The 15,728-nt window shown below is 76.8% G+C and carries 15 protein-coding genes and 1 pseudogene; 9 read left to right on the top strand and 7 right to left on the bottom strand.

From position 1 onward, the window contains the following. Positions 1–337 precede the first annotated feature (337 nt). Positions 338–691 carry a hypothetical protein gene (locus EJA20_RS11340; protein WP_129338263.1) on the bottom strand — a complete coding sequence of 118 codons (354 nt, stop codon included), beginning with the start codon at positions 689–691 and terminating at the stop codon, positions 338–340. A 743-nt stretch (positions 692–1,434) separates the two neighbouring features. Between EJA20_RS11340 and EJA20_RS11335 the strand changes: the two are divergent. After that, positions 1,435–2,529 (top strand): annotated as a pseudogene (locus EJA20_RS11335) (CDP-glycerol glycerophosphotransferase family protein); the annotation flags it as partial. After that, positions 2,526–3,251 (top strand): phosphocholine cytidylyltransferase family protein, encoded by a 726-nt coding sequence (locus tag EJA20_RS11330; RefSeq protein ID WP_129338261.1) that lies wholly within the window; start codon positions 2,526–2,528, stop codon positions 3,249–3,251. The pseudogene EJA20_RS11335 and the gene EJA20_RS11330, both read left to right, overlap by 4 nt. An 86-nt stretch (positions 3,252–3,337) precedes the next feature. Here EJA20_RS11330 and EJA20_RS11325 read toward each other — a convergent pair whose 3' ends face one another. Together EJA20_RS11325 and EJA20_RS11320 are read right to left on the bottom strand one after the other, a co-directional pair. Then, positions 3,338–4,828, bottom strand: coding sequence for a cryptochrome/photolyase family protein (locus EJA20_RS11325; protein ID WP_240675399.1), 1,491 nt, complete (start codon positions 4,826–4,828; stop codon positions 3,338–3,340). A gap of 104 nt (positions 4,829–4,932) precedes the next feature. Then, positions 4,933–5,889 (bottom strand): AraC family transcriptional regulator, encoded by a 957-nt coding sequence (locus EJA20_RS11320; protein WP_129338260.1) that lies wholly within the window; start codon positions 5,887–5,889, stop codon positions 4,933–4,935. 125 nt (positions 5,890–6,014) lie between these two features. On the opposite strand from EJA20_RS11320, the gene EJA20_RS11315 reads away from it, so the two are divergent. From EJA20_RS11315 to EJA20_RS11300, 4 genes are all read left to right on the top strand, one after another. Continuing rightward, entirely contained in the window at positions 6,015–6,671 is a 657-nt protein-coding gene (locus EJA20_RS11315) for an NAD(P)-dependent oxidoreductase (RefSeq protein ID WP_129338259.1), read from the top strand. Between the two features lie 249 nt (positions 6,672–6,920). Continuing rightward, positions 6,921–8,222, top strand: a complete 1,302-nt coding sequence (locus tag EJA20_RS11310) for an alkaline phosphatase (protein WP_240675398.1) — start codon at positions 6,921–6,923, stop codon at positions 8,220–8,222. Between the two features lie 73 nt (positions 8,223–8,295). Continuing rightward, complete coding sequence (locus EJA20_RS11305; RefSeq protein WP_129338258.1) at positions 8,296–9,264, top strand: hypothetical protein; 969 nt, start codon at positions 8,296–8,298, stop codon at positions 9,262–9,264. Between the two features lie 76 nt (positions 9,265–9,340). Then, a complete protein-coding gene (locus EJA20_RS11300) occupies positions 9,341–9,532 on the top strand; it encodes a hypothetical protein (protein ID WP_129338257.1) in 192 nt (63 codons plus the stop codon). Between the two features lie 21 nt (positions 9,533–9,553). Here the strand turns inward: EJA20_RS11300 and EJA20_RS11295 are convergent, their stop codons facing one another. Then, positions 9,554–10,441 (bottom strand): helix-turn-helix transcriptional regulator, encoded by an 888-nt coding sequence (locus EJA20_RS11295; protein ID WP_129338256.1) that lies wholly within the window; start codon positions 10,439–10,441, stop codon positions 9,554–9,556. Positions 10,442–10,581: 140 nt separating this feature from the next. Between EJA20_RS11295 and EJA20_RS11290 the strand changes: the two genes are divergently transcribed. The 3 genes from EJA20_RS11290 (at position 10,582) to EJA20_RS11280 (ending at position 13,720) form a co-directional block, all read left to right on the top strand. Then, positions 10,582–11,481, top strand: a complete 900-nt coding sequence (locus EJA20_RS11290; RefSeq protein WP_129338255.1) for an NADP-dependent oxidoreductase — start codon at positions 10,582–10,584, stop codon at positions 11,479–11,481. A 287-nt stretch (positions 11,482–11,768) separates the two neighbouring features. Next, positions 11,769–13,001, top strand: coding sequence for a sensor histidine kinase (locus tag EJA20_RS11285; RefSeq protein ID WP_129338254.1), 1,233 nt, complete (start codon positions 11,769–11,771; stop codon positions 12,999–13,001). Further along, on the top strand, positions 12,998–13,720 hold the full coding sequence (locus EJA20_RS11280) for a response regulator (protein WP_129338253.1): 723 nt from the start codon (positions 12,998–13,000) through the stop codon (positions 13,718–13,720). The genes EJA20_RS11285 and EJA20_RS11280 overlap by 4 nt, the downstream gene beginning before the upstream one ends. Before the next feature lie 42 nt (positions 13,721–13,762). Here the strand turns inward: EJA20_RS11280 and EJA20_RS11275 are convergent, their stop codons facing one another. The 3 genes from EJA20_RS11275 to EJA20_RS11265 form a co-directional block, all read right to left on the bottom strand. Then, the gene (locus EJA20_RS11275; protein WP_129338252.1) at positions 13,763–14,686 is read right to left on the bottom strand and encodes a type II CAAX endopeptidase family protein; all 924 of its coding nucleotides are present in this window, start codon (positions 14,684–14,686) and stop codon (positions 13,763–13,765) included. Between the two features lie 170 nt (positions 14,687–14,856). Then, positions 14,857–15,327, bottom strand: coding sequence for a cupin domain-containing protein (locus EJA20_RS11270; protein WP_129338251.1), 471 nt, complete (start codon positions 15,325–15,327; stop codon positions 14,857–14,859). Positions 15,328–15,418: 91 nt separating this feature from the next. After that, positions 15,419–15,728, bottom strand: a 310-nt coding sequence (locus tag EJA20_RS11265) for a helix-turn-helix domain-containing protein (RefSeq protein WP_164983948.1), incomplete at its 5' end; no start/stop codon positions are given.

Here is a 15,728-nt window from a genome sequence, read left to right as displayed (position 1 = left end):
CGGCGCCGCACGCGGCTCCGCGAGAGCCGCAGACAGGGTAGCCGCTGGTATTTGGGCGGCCATGTTCCGCCTCGCAGCGGTGGGATCGGGACTGCAGGGTTCAGTCAGTGCTTGTGTCGGCGTCCATGCAGGGCGCGGTGCAGAGTCTGCTGCAGTCTCCAGAACAAGGTCGTATTGGAGACCGAGGGAAGTCCGGCTGCTCGGCGAGCCGCCCAAAGGGCGCATCCGATACAGATATAGACGCCGGGGGTGCTGCCGAGCTCGTGCATGCGTCGGCCGTCGCGACCGCAGCAGCCGCATCGCGGTCGCGTAGTCGACGGGAGTGCGTCTGCCTGGGTCACTGCGACTCCTCGGATGTCGGGCTGCGGCTGCTTGAGGCCGCGCCAGCGGCTGCGTGCAGCGCTTGCTTGAGGGGTTCGACGTCGGGCACGCCAGCCAAGCCTGAGCGGGTCGAGTAGAGGCGGCATGCGACGGCGGGAGTCGCCGCAGGGTCTGCGAAGGGGTCTCGTCCGTCGATGAGGAACGTTGGCGAACCGAGAAAGTGGGCCTCGGCCGCCTGTGCGTCGGTGGAGATGACGCCGGTGCTGAAGTCGAGTTCTGGCAGCCCGGCGTCGTCGAGTGCCTGGCGCAGGAGCGCAGATGCGCCGGCCTCGTGAGCGCAATCGCTGACGACCAGGAGCTGGATGTTCATGGGCCCATCATGCGCTGAGGGATGAGTTGAGGCGTAGGCGCTCAGGGGCTTGCCTGCCGCAGCGGCGTGCCGGGCGGTGACCTGCTGGCTGTAGCCGAGCAGGGCGGCGACGACGGGGGCGGGTGCCTGCGTGACGAGGTCGCTCAGGGCGGCGTTGGGGCGCCGAGCAGGTCGATGCCGAGGTCACGGATCCGGGTTACCTGCTCAGAGCTCGGGCGCCAGGGACAGGCCTGATCGTGCAGCTGATGCACCACCGGACGCCCCATTTGACATAAGGTCAGTTCTGGGCACTCGAGGTTCTGACGCAGAGATGGAGAGTCGACTTCGCCGGCCGCTCGAGCCTGTTGACGGCGTCAACGCAACGCCCTCATCGACAGTAGAACGGGCCGACAGCCCTGGGCCGAGAAGCAGGTCACGGCGTTGGAGCCGGCTCTCCAGTCGTCGCCGGGCAGGTTCGATTCCCGCCACCTCCACCCCTGGTCCTCCTGCGAGGCAGCAGCATCGCGTGAGGGCCCCACGAAGGCCCGTCCCCGCCGGGGACGGGCCTTCGTGCGTGCACGCGCACCCGTCGACGGGGCCCCGGCCGGGGACGGCACCCGGGGACGGCCGGGTGTCGGGGGAGCCCGTCGCGGCCCGCATCCTGGGCGTCGGGCGGCTCCGGAGGCGCCCTCGTCGTCGGCGGGGCCGCGTGGAGGGCACACTTCAGCCAGGGGTCGCCACGTCGCGCCCGTTTCGCCCACAGGAAGAAGAGCGTGAAGATCGTCTACTACAGCTACGGGGGGCGGTACCGCGACAACCCGCGCGCCCTGCACCAGCGCGCGCTCTCGCGCCCGACGCTCGGCGCCGAGCACGTCTGGCTGGCCGACGCGCGGTACGCCGACGACTTCCCGGCCGGCACCGCGACCGTGCCGATCCGCACCCCTGAGGCGCTGGCCGCCCTCGAGGGGGCCGACGTCGTCGTGGCCGACAACCACCTGCCGGCGTGGGACAAGCGTCCGGGTACGACGTACGTGCAGACGTGGCACGGGACGCCCCTCAAGCGCATCCACCGCGACGCCCTCTCGCTCTTCAGCCCCGAGGACCTGCTGTCCCGCCTCGACGACGACATCACCCGCTGGGACGTCCTCGTCGGGCCGAGCGACGCGGGCGCCGTCCCGCTGCGGGCCGCGTTCCGGTTCACCGGCGACGTGCCGGTGACGGGGTACCCGCGCAACGACGCGCTGCTCGCCCCCGACGCCCCCGCACGTCGCGCCGCCGTGCGCGCCGCCCTGGGGATCGAGGACGGGCAGGTCGCCGTCCTCTACGCGCCGACCTGGCGCGACGACGAGCGCGTGGACGACGCGCTGGGGTTCCGGCTCGCCCTCGACGCGGAGCGCTTCGGGGAGCGTCTGGGGGAGGGCCACGTGCTGCTGCTGCGGCTGCACCACCTGGTCCCCGACGCCCAGCGCGGCCGCGACCTCTCCGGCGTGGTGGACGTGTCGGACCACCCCGACATCAACGACCTGTACCTCGCCGCCGACGTGCTGGTGACGGACTACTCCTCGGCGATGTTCGACTTCGCCCTCACCGGCCGCCCGATCCTGCTCTTCGCGCACGACCTCGAGCACTACCGCGACAGGCTGCGGGGCTTCTACTTCGACCTGCACGAGATCGCGCCGGGCCCGGTGCTGAGGACGGCCGACCAGGTCCTCGACGCCCTCGCCGACCTCGACGGGGTGCGGGCGGATTCCGTCGACCGCTACGCGGCGTTCCGGGCCCGCTTCTGCCCCGCCGAGGACGGGCACGCCGCCGACCGGGTCCTCGACCTCGTGCTGGCCGCGACGGCGGTGCGAGCATGAGCCCGTCGCGCGACCTGCAGGCCGTCGTCCTGGCCGCGGGCCTCGGTACCCGCTTGGCGCGGTCGCTGCCGAAGTCGCAGACCCTGCTCCGCGACGGGCGCACGATCATGCGCCAGCAGCTCGACAACCTGCGGTCCGCGCTGGGTCCCGCCGTCCGGGTCACGGTCGTCGTCGGCCACCAGGCCACCGTGATCATGCAGGCGCACCCGGACGTGCGCTTCGCGTACAACGAGCTCTTCGACGCCACGAACACCTCGAAGAGCCTGCTCCGCGCGCTCGAGACCTCCCCTCCCGGCGGGGTGCTGTGGATGAACGGCGACGTCGTCTTCGACCCCCGGGCCCTGCGGCACGTGCAGCCGTGGCTCGAGCGCGACGAGACGTTCGTCTGCGTGAACACCGAGGCCGTCGGCGACGAGGAGGTCAAGTACACCGTCGATGCCGCCGGGTACGTGTGCGAGCTGTCCAAGACGGTCCGCGACGGCCTCGGCGAGGCGGTGGGCATCAACTACGTCAGCGCGGCGGACAAGGCCGTGCTCGTCGAGGAGCTGCGGGCCTGCGACCGCACCGACTACTTCGAGCGGGCCCTGGAGACGGCGATCGCGCGCCGGGGCATGCGGGTGCTGCCGGTGGACGTGTCCATGTTCGACGTCGTCGAGGTCGACTTCGAGGACGACCTGGCGCGTGCCGACCGCATCCCGGCCGGCCACCTGCGGCTGGACTGAGGGGGGCGCAGGCCCCGGCCGCCGACGCGCGGGTGGAGCGGGTGGCGCGTGCGGCGTCGCCCCGGTCGGAGCCGCGGCCGGCCCGGTCAGGGCGGCGCCGCACCGCGCTGCTGCTCCTGCTCGACGACGGCCTCGCGGTCCCGGAGCCGGCCCAGCCCGGCGAGGGGCTGCGCCATGCGGCGGTTCGGGGCGAGCCGCTCGCGGTTGCGGTCGAGGAACCACCAGTAGCCCGCGCTGTAGGGGCAGGCGTCCTCCCCGACGCGCACGTCCGGCCGGTACCGGCAGCCGCCGCAGTAGTCGGACATGCGGTGGATGTAGGCGCCGCCCGAGGCGTAGGGCTTCGTCGCCATGAGGCCGCCGTCGGCGTGCTGGCTCATGCCGACGACGTTGGGCGCCATGACCCACTCGTAGCCGTCGACGAAGCACTCGTGGAACCAGTCGGTGAGCTCGGCCGGGTCGTAGCCGCGCTGGAGAGCCCAGTTGCCCAGGACCATCAGCCGCGGGATGTGGTGGACCCAGGCCATGTCGCGCACCTGGCCGAGCACGTCGCCCAGGCAGCGCGCCTCGACCGCGTCGGCGTCGAGCTCGCGGAACCAGGCGGGCAGCGGGGTGCGGGCCTCGAGGGCGTTCTTATGCTTGTAGTCCGGCCCGACGTGCCAGTACACGTGCCAGACGTAGTCGCGCCAGCCCATGAGCTGGCGGACGTACCCCTCCACCGAGGCGAGCGGCGCGCGACCCGAGCGGTAGGCGTCCTCGGCGCGGTCCACGGCCTCGCGCGGGTCGACCAGGCCCAGGTTCATCGCCGCGGAGAGCACCGAGTGCGACATCCACGGGTCGGCGGCCAGCATGGCGTCCTCGTACCGCCCGAACGTCGGCAGGCGGTGCTCGACGAACGTGTCCAGCGCCGCCACCGCCTCCGCGCGGGTCACGGCGAAACGCCGGGGCCCGTCCCGGCCGACGAAGCGGACGTCGCCGTCGGCCTCCCAGCGGTCGAGGTCGCGCCGCACCCCCTCGTCGATCTCGTCCTCCTGCGGCAGCCACGGCCCCGGGACGTCGAGCCGCGCGGTGCGGGGCGGCGGCTCGCGGTTCTCGTGGTCGAGGTTCCACCGGCCGCCCGCGGGCCCGTCGCCGTCCATGAGGACGCCGTGCACGCGCCGCGCGGTCCGGTAGAAGTTCTCCATGAGCAGCCCGCCGCGCTGGCCGCCGGCCCAGCGCTCGAAGTCGGGCCGCGCGGTGACGAACCCCCGGTGCGGCAGCACCTCCAGCCCGGGCTGCCGCTCGACGAAGGTCAGCGCGCCGCGCGAGGTCGGCGCGCACACGTCCAGCGGCTCGTCGACGCGGGCGAGCGCCTCGCGGTAGGTGTCGGCGCGCACGACGAGGGCCCGGTCGCCGAGCTCGGCGGCGCGGTGCCGCAGCGCCGAGAGCACGAGGTGCGCCTTCTGCCGGTGGAAGCGCCGGCGCCGGAACACGCCGCGCGACTCCACGAGCAGCACGGGCTGGTCGGGGTGGTCGAGGAAGTGCGGTCCGAGCTGGTCGGCGAAGAGCCACCGGCGTCGGGGGCCCGGCACGGAGGTCACCCGCCCATCGTCGGCGCTCGCGGGCGGCGCCGCGCGCCTGCGGCCCGCCGGGTCCGTGGCCGTCGCCTCAGGCCAGCGCGTGGCCGGTCGCGGCGCACCGGCGCCTACGAGAGCGCCAGCAGGGCCACGGCCTCGTCGAGCGGCGAGGTGCGGCGGCGGGCGAAGGCCCCGGGGGCCACGCCGTGCGCGCGGCGGAACGCCCGGTGGAAGGCGGCCTCGGACCGGTAGCCCACGCGCTCGGCCACCCGCGCCAGGGGCAGGTCCTCGGCACGGAGGAGCCGGGCCGCGACCTCCATCCGCCATGTCGTCACGTACGCCATGGGCGGCTCGTCGAGGCGGTCGCGGAACCGCTCGGCGAAGGCGGAGCGGGACAGGCCGGCCTCGCGGGCCAGGGACTCCAGCGTCCAGGGCGCGCCGGGGTCGGCGTGCACCGCGGCCAGGGCCCGGCCCAGGTGCGGGTCGCGCAGGCCGGCCACCCAGCCGCGCCCGGGCGCGTCGGACTCCAGCCATGCCCGCACGACCTGGACGACGAGGACGTCGGCCAGGCGGGCCGTGACCACGTCGCCGCCCGGGCGCGGGTGGCGGGACTCCGCGCCGATGACCTCGAACGCGGCGCGCACCCACGCCGCGTCGTCGCCCGTCCCGGCGCGGAGCACCGGCGGCAGGCTGCGGACGAGGCGGGCGACGCCCAGCCCGGTGAAGCTCACCGCCCCGCAGACGAGCCGCGTCCGTGGTCCGGGGCCGGGGACCTCGAGCCGCTCGTAGCGGTCGCCCGCCTCGACGCGGGGCAGGTCGAACAGGGGGACGGCCCGGCTCCCGGGGGCGTCGAGCACGGCGTGCCCCGTCCCGTGCGGGACGAGCACGACCTCGCCGGCGGCCACGGGCGTCGTCTGGCCGTCGACGTCGACCACGAGCGCCCCCTCGGTCACGAGGTGGAACACGACCGTGCCGGGCAGCGGGGGGATGGCCAGCCCCCAGGGCGCCGACAGGTCGGAGGCGGCGTAGAAGACGCCGGTCATGCCGAAGTCGCCCAGGGTCTCGCTGAGCACGTCGCGGTCCACCCCCTGATCCTCGCGCGGGCTGGACGCACGAGCAAGAGGGCCGGTCGATGCAGCATTGATCGTCCTGCTCCACGGCCGCAGGCTGGAGGCGACCCGGACGACCGGGCACGAGCGGAGGAGGAGCCATGAAGGTGCTGGTGGTGGGTGCGAGCCGGGGGACCGGGGCGGAGCTGGTCGCGGAGCTGGCGGAGCGCGGGCACACGGTGACCGCCTTCGCGCGGAGGCCTTCCGGCGGCGGGGGGAGCGTGCGCGCCGTCGCGGGCGACGTCCTGGACCGGGCCGCCCTCGACGCGGCGATGGTGGGCCAGGACGCCGTCGCGGTGACGCTGGGCATCCCGGACAACCCGTTCCGGGTCCGGCTGACCCGGCGCGCGAGCGCCCCGCTGGACGTGCGGTCGCGCGGGACGCAGGGCGTCGTCGACGCGATGCGCGCCCACGGCGTGCGGCGTCTGCTCGTGCAGTCGACGTACGGGATCGGCGACACCTACGCCCGGCTGCCGTTCGCGCTCAAGGCGTTCTTCAGCCTGGCCATCCGCCCGCAGGTCGACGACCACGAGCGCCAGGAGCGCCTCGTGCGGGGGAGCGGGCTGGACTGGACGATCGTGCGGCCGACCGTCCTGCACGACGGGCCGAGCCGGGAGCCGGCCGCGGTCGACCCCGAGGACCGCGCGCCGACGATGCGGGTCTCGCGCCGCCAGGTCGCCCGCGCCGAGGCGGACGCGCTGGAGCAGGAGGGGCCGGCGGGCCGCGTGCTGACGGTCACCGCTCCCGCCCCGCGCTGACGGGCGCACGTCGGCGGCCACGGCGGGCGCCCCGGCGCCCGCCGGACCACGCGGAGGACGACGAGGCCGTCGTGCGGCGGTCCTGGCGACGTCCCGGGCCGCCGGATGACGGCCTCGCGCCCGAGGTCGTCGCCGCCCGCGGCCGTGCTGTGGCCGCGCTCCCGCGGAGGGAGCATCCTGGCCCCACGCGCGGGCGACGACGCCCCGCGGCCACGGTGGACGACGAGGTTCGACCGAAGGGTGCTGATCATGACGAGGTTCGACCGACGGATGCTCCTGGGGACGACGGCGACGGCCGCGCTGGCCGTCGGGCTGGCGGCCGCGGGGGTGGCGACCGACGACGCGACGGACCACCGCGACCGGGGACGGTCCGCGACGGCCCGGAACGTCATCTTCCTCGTGGGCGACGGCCTGAGCATCGCCGCCCGCGAGGCCACGCGGCTGGCCACCGTGGGCAAGGACGGGCAGCTGGAGATGGACCAGCTGCGGTACGCCGGCTGGGCCTCGACGGACTCGGCCGACCCCGAGGAGGCGGTCACGGACTCGGCCGCGTCGGCCACGGCCTTCGCCACGGGCGTGCGCACGTACAACGGCGCGGTGTCGGTGGGGCTCGACGGCCAGAGGCTGCCGACGCTGCTCGAGGCGGCGAAGGGGCTGCGCAAGGCGACGGGGCTCGTGACGACGGCGCAGGTCACGGACGCGACCCCGGCGGCGTTCGGGGCGCACGTGCCCGACCGCGGCGACCAGACGGAGATCGCGCGGCAGCTCGTCGAGGAGTCGCAGCCGGACGTCATCCTCGGCGGTGGCGAGGACTGGTGGTACCCCGTGGGCGACGAGGGCGCCTACCCCGACGACCCCGAGGACCGCCGGCCGGAGGTCAGCTCGAGCACCATCGGCAACCTCGTCGAGCGCGCGGAGGAGGTCGGCTACGACTACGTCAGCACCCCCGAGGAGCTCGCGGCCACCGACGCGGACCGCATCCTCGGCCTGTTCGCGAACGAGGAGATGTTCGAGCAGGAGCCGGAGGGGCAGGGCGACGAGTACGCCCCCGTCGTGCCGCTGCGCACGATGACGGAGAAGGCGCTGGAGGTGCTGGAGCAGGACCGGCACGGGTTCTTCCTCGTCGTGGAGGAGGAGGCCGTCGACGAGTTCGCGCACAACAACAACGCCGCCCGCACGATCCAGGCGGCGCAGGCCTTCGACGAGACGGTCGCGCTGGTCCGCGACTTCGCCGCGACGCACCGCGGGACGCTCGTCGTGGTGGTGGGCGACCACGAGACCGGCGGCATGCAGGTCGAGAACGTCGACCCCGACGACGAGACGGGCGACCCGGCCAGCACGAGCGCGGAGGTGCTCCAGAGCCTGGAGGACGGGCCGTTCCCGGTCGCCGGCAGCGACCTGGAGTTCGTCGTCGACTGGACGACCTCGGGCCACACGGGCGCGGCGACGCCGCTGACGGCCGAGGGCCCGGGGGCGGAGCGCCTCGCGCGCGCCCAGCGCTCGACGGACGTGCACGACGTGGTCCTGTCCGCGATGGACCGCCGCTCCTAGGTGCGGCGGACGTACGCTGCCCCGGTCGCCGGGCCGCACGCCCGGCGACCGGCGGCAGGGGCAGGGGACGACGGTGGCGGGCAGCACGCGCGAGGACGTCGAGGAGTACGACCGGTTCGGGCCGTGGGTCGACGAGGTGCGCACGGCGGCGCAGGTGCCCCGCCTCTTCCGCGACCACGGGCTCGACCCGGCCGCCGCGCGGCTCGTCCTCAAGGTGCCGCGCGGCATCGCCCGTCGGGACGCCCACGTCGGCATGGACCTGTACGACCACCTGCTCGCCGTCGACGACGAGCGCCTGACGGTCCTCTCCCGCCACGACGGCACGCCGGTCCGCCGGCGCGGTGCCCCGGGGCCGGGCGGCTACACCGTCCAGGTCCTGCCGCTCGACGAGGTCGTCGCGACGGGTGACGTCGTGAGCCTGCTCGACGGCACGCTCTCCGTGCACGCCACCGGGGGTCGCACGGTCGTCGTGCGCTACAACGGCGCGGCCCGGGCCGCGGTGACGCGGCTCGTCGACGAGGTGCGCGCGGCGGCCTCCCACCGGTCCCCGAGCGCCGCCGGCTGGGCCCTGCTGCACGCCGCCCGGGCCGGGGGCCCTGTTCCGGCCCTGCGCCTCGGCCGCGACGACCAGGCCCTGGTGAGCGGGGCGCGCGACCTGCTGCGCCACCACGGTGACCTCGTGCCCTGGGCCCTGCACGGGCGCGTGCCCCTCGTGCCGGACGCCTTCGGGCCGGCGGGCACGGCCCACCGGCTGGGGCACCTCCTGCAGCCGATGACGCTGCACGGTGCGGTGCTGGCGGGCGACGACACGGCGCTCGAGGTGGTGGCCCGGCACGCGTGGCTCCTGCGCGGCCGCCACCCCGTGCACTCCGTGGCGCGGTTCGTGCTGCCGCTGCACGCGCTCGCGGGGACCGACGTGCAGCCGCACCCGCTCTACCCGGCGGTGACGGTCGTCGCGTGGCGCGCCGGGGGCGGGTCGGCCGAGCTCGTCGTGCCCACCGGGTCCCGCGCGCACGCGCTGCTCGCGGCGGCCGGGGCCTGACGCCGCGGCGCGCGGGGGCTACGGTCGCGGGAGGACGGGGTCGGCACCGGGCCGCCCGCCGTCGAGGAGGGGTGCGATGACGACGACGCCGGACGTGGCGGCGGGGTGGGTCGACCCGCGCGAGCGCATCGAGGTGACGGTGCTGCTGGCCAACGGGCGCCTGGCGCCGCGCTCGTTCGCCGACCGGGCGGAGGCGGAGGCCTGGGCCCGCCCCGAGGACGGGGACACGGTCGTCGAGATCAACGAGACCTGCGCCTGCGACCGCTGACGCCGGCCGGGTCCCGAGCGGTCAGGCGGGGGCCGGCACCGACGCGTCCGCGCCCTCGGTCGCCCACCACGACGCCAGCAGGGCCAGCGCGCCGGCCGTCGGCGAGCCCGGCTCGGCCGCGTAGAGCGTGAGGGTCAGCCCGGCCTCCGACAGCAGGTCGACGCTCTCGTAGGCCAGCACGAGCTCGCCGACCGCCTCGTGGTGGTACCGCTTCGTGCCCGAGCCGTGGATCCGGACGTCGTGGCGGCTCCAGCGCCGGCGGAACTCCGGGCTGCGCGTCGACAGCTCCCCGACGAGGTCGTGCAGCAGCCGGTCGTGCGGGTCACGGCCGGCCTCCGTGTGGAGGATGGCGACGCAGATGTCGGCGGCCTCCTCCCAGTCGGGGTAGAAGCGGCGGGCGTCCTCGTCCAGGAACGTGTACCGGGCGAAGCTGGGCCGCCCGTCCGCCGCCCGCGCGTACAGGGGCGCGTGCATGGCGCGGCCCAGCGCGTTCGCGGCGAGGAGCTCCATGCGCCCGTTGCGGACGATCGCCGGCCCGCCGGTGACGGCGTCGAGGACCCACTGCAGGGTGGGGGGCGGGCTCCACGCGCGGGGTGCCCGCCGCCGCGGCCGCGCGCCGCCCGCCGACCCGCCCGCGGCGCGCGCGAGGTGGAACAGGTGGCTGCGCTCGGCGTCGTCGAGCCGCAGGGCCCGCGCGAGCGCCTCGAGCACCGACGGGGAGGCGCTGCCGAGCGCCCCGCGCTCCAGCCGCGCGTAGTACTCCACGCTCAGCCCCGCGAGCGTCGCCACCTCGCCGCGGCGCAGGCCGGGCACGCGCCGCTCGCCGACGGCGGGGAGCCCCACCGCCTCGGGCGTGAGCCGCGCCCGCCGGGTCGTGAGGAAGTCCCGGATCTCGCCCCTGTCGTCCACGCCTCCCACGGTAGGAGCCGGGCCGCCCCGCTGGGACGCCCTGCCGGGGTACCTCAGCAGTGCTCGGGAGCCCCTGCGGTGCACGATGGTCCCCCGGTCCGACGACCGCCCCGGTCGGCGGGGCCGACGAGGAGGTCCCTGTGCGCGCAGCCCGGTTCCACGAGTACGGCGACCCGGACGTCCTCGTGGTGGAGGAGGCCCCGGAGCCGCACGCGGGCCCGGGGCAGGTCCGGGTCCGGGTCGCCGCGACGAGCGTCAACCCGTTCGACGTGAAGGTCCGCGCCGGGCGGCTCGCGGCGGTCGTGCGCGTGACCTTCCCCGTCGTCCCCGGCAGCGACGCGACCGGCGTCGTCGACGAGGTGGGCGAGGGCGTGACGGGCGTGTCGGTGGGGGACACGGTGTTCGGGCTGGCCCGGGGCGGCGCCGCCGAGCTCGCGGTGCTCACGGCCTGGGCCGCGGTGCCGGCCGCGTGGTCGACGGAGCAGGCGGCCGCGGCCGGGCTGGTGTCCGCGACGGCGCTCGCCGGCCTCGCCGTGCTCGGCGACCTCGCCGGGCGCACCCTCCTCGTCGAGGGCGCCGGCGGCGGTGTGGGGTCGGCCGCCGTCGAGATCGCCGTGGCCCGCGGGGCGACCGTGGTCGGGACGGCGAGCGAGGCCGGGCACGCCTTCGTCCGCTCGCTCGGCGCGGTGCCCGTCACCTACGGCCATGGGCTGGCCGAGCGGGTCGCCGCGGTGGCCCCGCAGGGTGTCGACGCGGCGTTCGACACCGCCGGGTCGGGATCGCTGGCGGACCTCGTGGCGCTCGTCGGGGACCCGTCGCGGGTCTCGACCGTGGCCTCGTCCGACGCCGCGGCGCACGGCGTCACGATGGTGCAGGGCGGCGCGGACGCCGCGGCGCACCTGCCGGCCGCGGCCGCGCTCGGCGCCACGGGCGCGTACACCCCGCGCGTGGAGGCGGTCTACCCGCTGGAGCGGATCGCGCAGGCGCACGCGCACGTCGCGGCCGGCCGGACGCGCGGCAAGGTCGTCGTGACCCTCTGACCGGGTCCCGCGGGGGCGGACCGGGCCGGGGGCCCGCGCGGCGGTCGGCCATGATGGGCGTCGCCGGGCACCCGTGCCCGGAGACGGAAGCGGCGGGCGGACGCCGCGGACCCCAGCGCCCCGAGCGGAGGCCGACCCTGTCCCAGCGCCCGACCCCGTCCCGGCGTCCGACCCCGTCCCGGCGTCCGACCCCGTACCGGCGTCCGGCCCTGTCCCCGCGCCCGGCCCTGGACGAGGGCGTCGTCCCCCGGCACCCCCGGGCCGCGCTCGCGTGCGGCGCGCTCGCGGTGACGCTGCTGGCGGTGCTGCCCGCCGCCGCGGCGCGCGACGCGTCCCTCGGCGCCGTCCCCGGCCCCGCGACCGGCGCGTGGTGGACGGCGGCCGTGGTGCTCGTGGCGCAGGCCGCCGCCGTGGCGGAGGTGGCGCGGCACCCGGGGCGCCTCCTGCCGGCCGTCGCGGCAGTGCCCCTCGTCCTCGCGCTGGTGGGGCCGTCCGCGGCGTCGACGCTCACCGCCGTCGCGGTGCTCGTCGCGGTCCACCTGGCCGCCGTGCACCACCCGCCGGCGCGGCTGCGCGCGGCCCTGGTCGTCACGGCGCTCCTCGTCGCGGTCGGGCAGGCGGTCGCGGAGCTGCGGGCGGGGACGGGCGTCGGGCCGGGGACCGCCGCGGTCGCGGGCACGGGGCAGGCGCTCGTCGTGGTGGGGCTGCCGCTCCTGCTGGGGTCGCTCGTCGCCGCACGCCGCCAGGCCGAGCGGGCCCGGCGGCAGGAGGTGGCCGCGGTGCGCCGCGAGCAGGACGCCCTGCTGGCGGCGGCGGCCGCCCGGGAGCGCACCGCGATGTCGCGCGAGCTGCACGACATCGCGGCCCACCACCTGTCGGGCATCGCGCTGCTGGCCGGGGCCGTCGAGCGGCAGGTGGCGACCGACCCGGACGCCGCCCGTGCGTCGGCGCGGCTCGTGCGGGAGCAGAGCCGCTCCGTCCTGGACGACCTGCGGCGGCTCGTCGGGCTGCTGCGCGAGGACGGGGACGGGGGCCGACCGGTGGAGACGCTCGCCGCGCTCGAGGCGCTCGTGCGGCGCCGCCGCGAGGCCGGTGCCGACGTCGTCCTCGTCACCGACCCGCCGGCAGGCCCGGCCGCCGACCTCGTCGGGCCGCTCGCCCAGCTCGTCGCCCACCGCATGGTGCAGGAGGCGCTCGCGAACGCCGCCGCCCACGCCCCGGGCGCCCCCTGCGTCGTCGAGGTGGCGCTGCCCGCGCCCGACCGCCTCCTCGTCACCGTGCGCAACGGCCCGCCGCCGGCCGGCCGGGGTGCCGCCGCCGGTGCGGCCGGTGCCGCCGAGGGAGCCCGCGGGGGGTTCGGGCTCGTCGGCATGGCGGAGCGGGCGCAGCTCGTCGGGGGCGAGCTGGCCTACGGGCCTGCGCCGGACGGCGGGTGGAGGGTGCGGCTGGGCCTGCCCGTCGAGACGGACCGCCCCGAGCGCGAGGACCCCCTCCTCGCCGACCCCCCGGAGGCACCGTGACCACCCGCGTCCTCGTCGCCGACGACCAGCACCTCGTCCGCGTCGGGCTCGCCGCGCTCCTGGGCGCGGAGGACGACCTCGAGGTGGTCGGCGTGGCCGCGGACGGCGACGAGGCGCTGGCGATGGCCCGCGCGCTCGTCCCGGACGTCGCCTGCCTCGACGTCCGGATGCCCGGCCTCACCGGCATCGAGGTGACCCGGCTGCTGTGCGCCCCGGACGCCGACCCCGCGGTGCCCGTGCTCGTGCTGACGACCTTCGACCTCGACGAGTACGTGTTCGGGGCGCTGGAGGCCGGTGCGTCGGGGTTCCTGCTCAAGGACTCCGAGCCCGACGCGATCGTCGCGGCGGTCCGCCAGGTGGCGGCGGGCCAGGGCACGATCGACGGGACGCTGACGCGGCGCATCCTGCGCGAGTTCGTCGAGCGGCGGCGCCTCCAGCCCGTCACCGCCGAGCGCGCCGCGGGGCTCCTCACCCCGCGCGAGCGCGAGATCCTGGGGCTGCTGGCGCAGGGGCTGTCGAACGAGGGCATCGCGCGGGCGCTCGTCGTCGAGGTCTCGACCGTGAAGTCGCACCTGGCGCGGATGCTGCCCAAGCTCGGCGTCACCTCGCGCCTGCAGGCCGTGGTGTGGGCCTACCAGAACCGCGTGGTCGCCGTGCCGGACGAGCCGGGCCGGGCGGGCGACCCGGGCCCCGGTCGGCCCGGCGCGACGAGGGGCTGACGCCGCGGCGCCGCCCCTCGTCGACCGGTGGTGGTGCGGCCGTCAGCGCGGCCCGGGGTACCCCAGGCGGCCCCGGGTCCGGACCACGAGCACGGCGGCGGCGACCGTCGCACCGGTGGCCATCGCGACCATCGCCCGGTCGGCGTCGATCGTCGGGAACGTCGTCCCCCAGATGACCGACGCGAAGGTGTTGACGCTGACGTGCGCCAGCACGGCCAGGGGCAGGCTCTGCCCGGTGCTGTTGAAGACCCAGGTCATGACGAGGTTGAACGCGACGCAGAAGACCGTGAAGGCCACGGGCCGCACCCAGCCGGCGTCGGGCCAGCCGCCCCAGTCGGACAGGAAGAGCGGCATGTGCCACAGCGCCCACAGCGGCCCGAGCACCATGGAGCCGGCCAGCGGGCCGAAGCGGTCCTGCAGGCGGGGCAGGGCGAAGTCGCGCCAGCCCGGCTCCTCGGCCAGACCCGTGGTGACGACCTGGAGCAGCAGGACGGGCACGTAGGCGAGCAGGGCCTCCAGGGGCGGCGTGCCGACCCGGCCGCCGGAGAAGACGGCGCCCGTGAGCAGCATGGCCGCCGGCACGCCGAGCAACGCGAGGGCGTACCAGCGCCCTGCCACCCTCCAGCGCGCCATCCGCCCGACCCAGCGGCGCAGCCCGGGACGTCCGTCGGCGATCGCGGTGACGACGAGGGCCGAGGCGATCGGACCCAGGTAGGCCCCGGGCAGCACGCCGAGGATCTGGCTGCTGCCGAGGGCCTCGGGGAAGCGGACGTCCCAGAGTCCGAGGCCGTGCTGCGAGAGCACGTAGGGGGTCCAGCCCAGCCAGCTCAGGACGTTCGCCAGCACGACGAAGGACAGGAGCGGGTGGCGCCGGACGACGTCGAGGGGGTCTCGTCGGCGTGCCGGTGCCCCGTCGGGTGCGGCCCGGCCGGCGGCCGGTGCGGTCGTGCGGGGTGTCGTGGTCATGACCTCGAGCCTCGTCAGCGGGAGGTCGCGCCGGAAGCGGCGGGAGGACGAACCGGCCGGCCTGCACCGAAGGGTGCAGGCCGGGCGTACGGCTCCGTCCCGGGGCGGAGGCCCGGACGGGCCCGCGGACGGGGAGCGAGGACGCCGTGGGGCTGCGACGACCGGCCCGGTCACGCCCCCGCGGGGCCCGCCGTGGCCAGCAGGACGAGGGCGACGCCGTGCCGGGCGGTGACGCGGGCCAGCCCGGCCATCGCGTCGGCCGGCGGTGTCCCCGCGGGCGCGGCGGCGGCGGCCTCCGCGAAGAAGCGACCCGCTCGCAGCCCGGTGGTGATGGCGAGGAAGCGGGCCGCGCCGCGCTCGACCCGGAAGGTGCACGGGACGCCGGCGGGCAGGGTCACGGCCCCGCCCGGCTCCACGGAGCACCCCTCGCCGTCCACCTGCACCTGCACCGTCCCCTCGAGGACGTAGAGCACGCCGCTCCAGGGCGACACGTGCAGGGGAGCGGCGGGACCCGCCGGCGCGTGCACCTCGAACAGCTCGAAGCCGCCGTCCGCGGCGGCGACGGACGCCTTGGCGACGTGGTCGCCGTCGAGCATGCGGTGGTGGACGCCCCCGCCGGGGGAGACGTAGGTGGCGCTCATCGTGGTACCTCCCGCTCTGCCGCCCGCAGGGCCGTCCCGCGCGGTCGTGCCCAGCCTGGGCGCCGGCCGCCGGCGGGGCGCGAGTAGCGGGCTACGCGGGTCCGCCCGGCCCGCCCAGCACGGCCGCGAGGCCCGCCCGGTCCGAGAGGTGCAGCTTCTGCCCCGCCCGGTAGAGGTGGCCCTCCACGGTCCGGACCGACACGGTCAGGCGCTCGGCGATCGCCCGGTTGCTCAGGCCGGACGCCGCGAGCGCGGCGACCTCCCGCTCGCGGGCGGTGAGGGGCAGGGGGTGGGTGGCGGCGACGAGGGCCGGCGTGCGGGCCCCGGAGCGCGCCGCGAGCCCCGCCGCGCGGGCCGCCGCGGCCAGCGCGGACCCGGGCCGGTCCCACCGCCGGTGCGCC

This window comes from Cellulomonas endophytica (genome assembly GCF_004123805.1).
In the GTDB taxonomy this organism is placed as follows: Bacteria; Actinomycetota; Actinomycetes; order Actinomycetales; family Cellulomonadaceae; genus Cellulomonas; species Cellulomonas endophytica.
This window is presented reverse-complemented; position numbering and strand designations above follow the sequence as displayed.